This window comes from Salinivirga sp., from assembly GCF_035268865.1.
Taxonomy (GTDB): Bacteria; Bacteroidota; Bacteroidia; order Bacteroidales; family Salinivirgaceae; genus Salinivirga.
In genome coordinates this window covers 1-7,397 of the sequence record NZ_DATFKB010000099.1, presented here as the reverse complement: position 1 = coordinate 7,397, position 7,397 = coordinate 1, and the positions used below count along the sequence as shown (strand labels likewise).

The window sequence follows — 7,397 nt, the reverse complement described above, 5'->3', positions numbered from 1 at the left end:
ATGAACCAACCTATTCCACGTACTTTTTTCAATTTCCCCGGAATACGCACATCATTTCCATTTTCATCTTTTACTTTTTTACCTGTTACAGGATCGCCCTCGCGTTTTACACGGCCGGCTTCGCGTACATCAAAAGCCACAGAGTTTGCTCTTCTTACAGATGTTGTATTAAGGTTTACGTTGTATGCCACAAGAAAATTTCTTGCTCCCACAGCTGTCACGCCTGATTTAGCCACGCTATCGTTCCATTCGGCCGGACCAAAATCTGGTTTCCACTCGTCAGAGGTAATGCGCTCTTTCAGAGCTTCGTATTCGCCTTTACGGCAATTTGCCAGGCTGCGACGCTTTTCCTCGGTTGCCGCAAACTCATAGGCAAATACCGGAATACCCAACTCATCGCCAATGCGTTTACCCAATCTGTGGGCATACTCTACAGTCTCTTCCATAGTGATGTTCGAAACCGGTACGAGCGGACATACATCAGTAGCACCAAAGCGTGGGTGTGCTCCTTTATGATTGCGCATATCAATGAGTTCCTGGGCCTTTTTAACAGCACGAAATGCAGCTTCAATAACATCTTCGGGTTCCCCCACAAATGTTACAACTGTGCGATTGGTAGCCTGACCGGGATCTACATCAATTAAACGCACATTTTTCACCGATTCTATTTGACCGGTAATCTGAGAGATAATATTTTCATCGACCCCTTCACTAAAATTAGGGACACATTCAACAAGTTTTCTCATATTTTATGGTTTTGGATTTATTTCTTTTTATGAATTAATCAAGATTAATAAGTTCTCCGTTAAGCATTACCTGTTCAACCAAATGACTGGTGTAGGCATATGGTAAATACTCATAAGATGGAATAGGTTTGGTAATAATGAGGTTGGCAATTTTGCCTTTGGCAATAGACCCCAGGTCTTCTTCCAAACCCATAGCATAAGCTGAATTTAAGGTAGTAGCGTTAATAACCTCCTCTGGTGTCATTTTGTAATTGATACAACCCAGCGACATAATAAATTTCATATTGCCAGAGGGTGACGAACCCGGATTATAATCTGAAGCCAGAGCCAGTGGCAAACCGGCATTCATCATTTCGCGTACGGGTGAAAGCTTCATGTTCAGGAAGAATGCTGCACCCGGCAATACCGTAGGCATTGTTTCGCTGCCCTGAAGGGCCTTAATTTCATCGGGGCCAACAAACTCAAGATGATCCACAGAACGGGCGTTGTACTTTACGCCAACCTGGATTCCTCCACTGTAATCGAGCTCATTGGCGTGAATTTTTCCAATTAAGCCGTATTTCATTCCTGCCATCAGTATGCGCTCTGTATCTTCAACAGTAAAGAAACCTTTATCGCAAAAGACATCAATATAATCGGCTAGCTCCTCCGCAGCTACTGCAGGAATCATCTCATTGATCACTTTATCTACAAATTTCGTTTGATCATTACGGTACTCCATTGGTATGGAATGAGCACCCAAAAAGGTAGTTTTAATGTGAATTGGAGTAGTCTCTTTCAGACGGCGGGCTACCCGTAACATTTTGAGCTCATTTTCAGTATCGAGTCCGTAACCCGATTTAATTTCAACAGCTCCGGTACCAAATCCTATAATTTCATGAATACGCTCAAGGGCTTGTTCATAAAGATCGTCCTCGCTGGTTTGCGCAAGTAGTTTTGTGGAATTTAAGATGCCACCGCCTCTTTTGGCTATTTCTTCATAAGATAAACCACGAATTTTATCACCATACTCAATTTCGCGGCTTCCGGCATAAACCAGGTGTGTATGCGAATCGCAGAATGTTGGCATTACAATGCGACCACTGACATCAATCTCCGATGCCTCATCGGGTTCGGGACAGTTGTCCATGGTTCCAAAGTCCAAAATTCTATCATCCTCAATCATGAGCCAGGCATTATCAATTGCAGGCAAATTGGCCATTTCTTTTCCTGCAACCCATTTGCGGGGCGTATCTTCTGTTTGTATGAGTTTTTTAATATTCTTGATCAGTGTAACCATAACCTTATATTTATTTGGATTCTGTTTCGAATAATTATTTTACTTTTGGAGTTACGAAATTAGCAATTTAAGCGGCATTTTTCGGCATGTTTTACAAAAGATTTTATTTCATATGCACCTCAAATCAATATTTATTTTGCTACTGTTGGTGGGCACAATAAGCAGTTTTGCCCAAAAAGACACTAAAGAAGACAGCGTTAAAACAGGCCTTAATTTTGGGGCATTGCCTACCATAACATATGATTCTGATTTTGGTTTGCAGTATGGCGGTATGGTCAATTTTTATTTTTATGGCGATGGATCAAGCTACCCGGAATATCGCCATTCGCTTTACATGGAAGTAAGTCGATTTACCAAAGGCAGCGGTATAAACAGGCTTTTCTACGATTCGAAATACCTCATTCCCGGAATCAGACTTACAGCCGATATGAGTTACCTCACAGAACAGGCTCTGCCATTTTACGGGTTCAATGGTGCTGAAGCCATTTATAACGCCGGTTGGGAAGATGATCAGAGCGACGATTATATTTCAAGGGTGTTTTACCGGCACGAGCGCCAGTTTTTTCGTTTCAAAACCGATTTTCAGGGAAAACTGCCTGTTAAAAACCTGGGTTGGATTGCAGGTTACCTTGGGTATAAATTTAATATAGGATCGGTTGACATCGACCGTCTCAATGAGGGGAAGTCCGGCGATGATGCCTTGCCAGATACAGCAGGGCTATACGATTTATACGTGCGCTGGGGCCTGATTGATGAAGCTGAAAAAGATGGCGGCACGCACCATTATTTTAAAGCCGGACTCGTATACGATACACGGGATAACGAACCAAACCCAATGCAGGGAATGTGGTCAGAGTTTGTGGTGCAGGCTGCACCCGAATTTGCCGGAAACAATAATTTTGGGCATGCAAAAATTTCACTCACCCACAGACAATATTTTACGCTAATCCCCGAAGATCTGTCGTTGGCCTATCGTGTTCTATATCAAACGACTATTGGCGATTGTCCTTTTTATCTTTACCCATTAATCAGCACATCGTTTTTAAAAGGTGCCAACAGCGAAGGGCTGGGTGGTGCAAAAACCGTACGCGGTGTGTTGCGCAATCGTGTGGTTGGAAGAGGTATTGCCTTTGGAAACCTTGAGTTGCGTTATAAATTATGGCGATTCCACCTGTTTAAACAAAATTTCTATCTGGGCACCAATGTTTTTGCCGATGCCGGAATTGTGACTGAACCGATAGAGTTCGATGAAGAAGCTGTCATCGAAGCAGCAGAGGCGGATTTACCTGATTTTAATGCAGATGAATTTTTTGATAAAGGTGAAAAACCACATTTTGGTGTGGGTGCCGGCTTCAGACTGGCCATGAACCAGAATTTTGTCATAGCTTTTGATGTAGCACACAGCCTTGACCCGCAAGATGGTGGTCTTGGGATTTATATTGGGTTGAATTATTTGTTTTAGTGGATCAGTGATCTTGATATTAGATCTTAGATGATTGATAACACATTTTGATCTTCCTCAGGCCATTGAGTGGGATGTGCGATGGATTGCAGGGAATCGAAATGGCCGGTAGTAGATATTAGATCTTAGATGATTGATAATACACTTTGACCTTCCTCAGGCCATTGAGTGGGATGTGCGATGAATTGCAGGGAATCGAAATGGCCGGCAGTAGCTGCTAGTTTAGCATTTTCTTTACATACTCAGGCATGGCAAAGGCTGCCATATGGGTTGCATAATTATAATAACGGGTGCGTTTTTGACTTACAAAAAGTTTTACGGCGGCCTGATCCACATCGCGCGGATCTTTTCCACTTTGCATTACTACCTGAAATGACCAGATACCCGAAGGAAAAGTAGGTACATTAAACAGCATATTAAACTTATGCTCAATACCAAAGACCTGTTTCAGATTCTGATCGATTTGTTTGAATGCCTTTTCATTAAATTTAGGGGATTCGCCCTGTACAACAATAGCTCCTTCTGAAGAAAGTAATTGCCGGCACCTGTCAAAAAATGCCGGGGTATATAATTTTGATGGTTTCCCCGAACTGTGTGGTCCATCAATAATAATTAGGTCATAGGGCACATCGCCATTGTTTTCGACAAACTCCAGTGCATCTCCTATTATTAAATTGAGCCGTTCATCGTCGTAAGCTTTGGAAAGAAAAGGCAAGTAATTTTTCGAGGCTTCCACCACCTTTTCATCAATCTCGACAAGATCGACATGTTTTACACCTCCATGCTTCAATACTTCACGTGCAGAGCCACCGTCACCACCACCCAAAATCAGCACACGTTCAATGTTTTGGCACGCCATCATTACCGGATGTGCAATCATTTCGTGGTAATGATATTCGTCTTTTTCAGTACAAATTAACCTGTTACCTGACGTTAATGCTTTTCCATAAGCATAGGTCTCGATAACCCTTATTCTATTGTATGCTGATCGTTCGTCGAAAAGTACATTTCCGGTATAGCGCAATGACAATGCCTGGTAATTATCACGATCGGTAAACCAAATATTACGTTTAAATCGAGGGGTTACTTTCTCTTCCGTGTCAAGTCTTGCATCTTTTAGTTTAAGCGCTGAATCCAATAATCGAATGGTACCCCGCCTCATTTCAAGTGCTGAATAATTGCGGGCCTTGAAGGCTTTTTTCAAATGTTCAAAAGCTACCCAGGGCTCAACAGTATCGCCACAGGTAAACAAATCAACCGCAGCATATTTATATTCGGGCCAGGTATGTATTGCAAGGTGACTCTCCTGTATTACAATTACTCCGGAAACACCAAGCGGTGAAAAATGATGAAATGTGGAATTAATTATGGTTGCACCGGAATGTTCTGCAGCTTCAACCATCTGCTCCTCAATGACCTGCACATCATCCATCACATCCGGATCACAGCCGGTAAATTCCACTAAAATATGTCGTCCCAATGATTCCATAGACAAAAGTCAAATGTAGTCAAAAATTCGTTTTTTTAGTACCAATTGGTTATTTTCGTACTATAAAATAAAAACACATTTAATCGTGTATAAAATACTTATAGCAGACGACAATCACCATTTTACAAAAGCCCTATCATACTTATTAAAAGAGCTTTACAAAGAAAAAATACAATTTATCCGTTCGGTTAGCAATGGAGAAAAAGCTGTTGAAATCACCAAAAATGAGAATTTTGACATCATTTTTATGGATGCCGACATGCCGGTTATGAACGGTATTGAAGCTACACGCAAAATAGTTGACAAAAACCGGTTTGTGATCGTAGTTGCTGTTTCATTTCACCAGGAGATGGAATATATTCAGGAAATGCTCGAAGCCGGAGCACGAACATACATAATCAAGGAAGATATGGATGGAAAATCCATTGAGAATTGTTTTAAACTCATCGTTTAATAATTATAGAAATGCTAAATACTATTTCCAACATTCAGGACCTTGACAGTGGTCAGTTTTTTTTATTGGCCGGACCCTGTGTAGTCGAAAATGAATCTATTACTCTAAAAACAGCGGAAACACTCAAAACGTTAACGCATAAATTCAAAATACCTTTTGTATTTAAATCGTCCTATCGCAAAGCAAACCGCTCTCGCATAGATAGTTTTATGGGTATTGGCGACCAGGAAGCCCTAAAAATACTTGAAAAAGTGAAAAAGGAATTTGAACTACCGATCATAACCGACATTCACTTGCCTGAGGAAGCAGCAATGGCTGCAGACGTGGCAGATATATTGCAAATACCGGCATTTTTGTGCCGGCAAACTGACATATTGATAGCTGCCGCTGAAACCAACCGTGTGATAAACATTAAAAAAGGTCAGTTTTTATCGCCTGAATCCATGAAATTTGCAGTTCAAAAGGTTGTAGATTCCGGTAATTCAAGAGTTATGCTCACCGAACGGGGTACCATGTTAGGTTATAGTGACCTGGTTGTTGATATGCGCAGTATACCAAAAATGCAGGCGCTTGGTTTCCCTGTTGTGGTTGATGTAACACATTCCCTGCAACAACCCAATACTACTTCAGGTGTAACAGGAGGCGAACCTGCCATGATTTCCACCATTGCAAGGGCCGCTATAGCAGCAGGAACCAATGGGATTTTTATGGAAACACATCCGAACCCGGCAGAAGCCAAAAGCGATGGAGCGAATATGCTGCAACTCGACCAGGTTGAAAAAATGCTTAAACAATTGGCAGCCATTAAAAATGTTTTATAAATTTTTTACTATCCGACCTCATTGCAAATCAATATTTTGAGACAAATCGGGATTTTAAGAACAAAAAAAACTAAAATAAAATTTTGGAAACATAATAAAATAGCCTACTTTTGCAACCGCCTTTGAGAAAGGAATGACTCGGTAGCTCAGTTGGTAGAGCACATCCCTTTTAAGGATGGGGTCCTGGGTTCGAGACCCAGCCGAGTCACAAAACAGTTTGGAGTGTGAGTTTTGAGCAAGAAGCACAAAATTTACACTCCTTTTTTTATTGCTCAGCACTCAACAAATCAAGCACAAGCCGGAAAATATCCCAAGCATAGCCATTAGAACACGGATTAAACTGTTAAATTTTTCCATTAGTCAAGAAAACAGAATAATCGAGCGGCTTTAAGCTCTTTTGTAGGGACGATTGAAGTATCGTGGATAAACAGATTAAAGCTGATACCGTTTTTGACTCTTATCTGTGAAAATCCGTTTATCGACGATATCGTTTTTTGGTAATAAAATTTGATCATCGTAGCGAAATAAATGAGTGATAAAACCACCAACATTTAAGATGAATTAATCTGTCTTATCCGCGTTCTATATGCAGTTTGGAGTGCGAGTTTGGAGAGTGAGTTTGGAGTGCGAGTTGCGAGCGAGAGTTTTGAGCAAGAAGCACGAAATTTACACTCCTTTTTTTATTGCTCAGCACTCAACAAATCAAGGACAACCCGGGAAATAACCAAAACATAGCAATTCGAACACGGATTAAACTGTTAAATACTGCCATTAGTAAAAAAAACAGAATAATCGAGCGGCTTTAAGCTCTTTTGTAGGGACGATTGAAGTATCGTGGATAAACAGATTAAAGCTGATACCGTTTTTGGCTCTTATCTGTGAATATCCGTTTGTCGACGATATCGTTTTTTGGTAATAAAAATTGATCATCGTAGCCGAATAAATGAGTGATAAAACCAATATTTAAGATGGATTAATCTGTCTTATCCGCGTTCTATATGCAGTTTGGAGTGCGAGTTTGGAGTGTGAGTTTGGAGTGTGAGTTTGGAGTGTGAGTTTGGAGTGCGAGTTGCGAGCGAGAGTTTTGAGCAAGAAGCACGAAATTTACACTCCTTTTTTTATTGCTCAGCACTCAACAAATCAAGC

The 7,397-nt window shown here is 41.0% G+C and carries 6 protein-coding genes and 1 tRNA gene; 4 read left to right on the top strand and 3 right to left on the bottom strand.

Annotation, left to right across the window (positions count from 1 at the left end; translation table 11 throughout):
* Together ftcD and hutI are read right to left on the bottom strand one after the other, a co-directional pair.
* A partial coding sequence (gene ftcD, locus VJ937_RS05835) for a glutamate formimidoyltransferase (protein ID WP_324065951.1) occupies positions 1-746 on the bottom strand: 746 nt, incomplete at its 3' end.
* A gap of 34 nt (positions 747-780) precedes the next feature.
* Complete coding sequence (gene hutI, locus VJ937_RS05830; protein WP_324065950.1) at positions 781-2,025, bottom strand: imidazolonepropionase; 1,245 nt, start codon at positions 2,023-2,025, stop codon at positions 781-783.
* A 112-nt stretch (positions 2,026-2,137) separates the two neighbouring features.
* Between hutI and omp85 the strand changes: the two genes are divergently transcribed.
* The gene (gene omp85, locus VJ937_RS05825; RefSeq protein ID WP_324065949.1) at positions 2,138-3,487 is read left to right on the top strand and encodes an Omp85 family outer membrane protein; all 1,350 of its coding nucleotides are present in this window, start codon (positions 2,138-2,140) and stop codon (positions 3,485-3,487) included.
* Between the two features lie 217 nt (positions 3,488-3,704).
* Here omp85 and speE read toward each other — a convergent pair whose 3' ends face one another.
* On the bottom strand, positions 3,705-4,976 hold the full coding sequence (gene speE, locus VJ937_RS05820) for a polyamine aminopropyltransferase (protein WP_324065948.1): 1,272 nt from the start codon (positions 4,974-4,976) through the stop codon (positions 3,705-3,707).
* 85 nt (positions 4,977-5,061) lie between these two features.
* On the opposite strand from speE, the gene VJ937_RS05815 reads away from it, so the two are divergent.
* From VJ937_RS05815 to VJ937_RS05805, 3 genes are all read left to right on the top strand, one after another.
* Positions 5,062-5,430, top strand: coding sequence for a response regulator (locus VJ937_RS05815; RefSeq protein WP_324065947.1), 369 nt, complete (start codon positions 5,062-5,064; stop codon positions 5,428-5,430).
* An 11-nt stretch (positions 5,431-5,441) separates the two neighbouring features.
* Positions 5,442-6,251 carry a 3-deoxy-8-phosphooctulonate synthase gene (kdsA, locus tag VJ937_RS05810; protein ID WP_324065946.1) on the top strand — a complete coding sequence of 270 codons (810 nt, stop codon included), beginning with the start codon at positions 5,442-5,444 and terminating at the stop codon, positions 6,249-6,251.
* A 135-nt stretch (positions 6,252-6,386) separates the two neighbouring features.
* Positions 6,387-6,459: transfer RNA gene (locus tag VJ937_RS05805), tRNA-Lys, on the top strand.
* Positions 6,460-7,397 lie beyond the last annotated feature (938 nt).

Excerpts from the sequence above, each read along its gene's own strand:
- kdsA (WP_324065946.1), top strand. The coding sequence starts at position 5,442 with ATGCTAAATACTATTTCCAACATTCAGGACCTTGACAGTGGTCAGTTT.
- omp85 (WP_324065949.1), top strand. The coding sequence starts at position 2,138 with ATGCACCTCAAATCAATATTTATTTTGCTACTGTTGGTGGGCACAATA.
- hutI (WP_324065950.1), bottom strand. The coding sequence starts at position 2,025 with ATGGTTACACTGATCAAGAATATTAAAAAACTCATACAAACAGAAGAT.
- speE (WP_324065948.1), bottom strand. The coding sequence starts at position 4,976 with ATGGAATCATTGGGACGACATATTTTAGTGGAATTTACCGGCTGTGAT.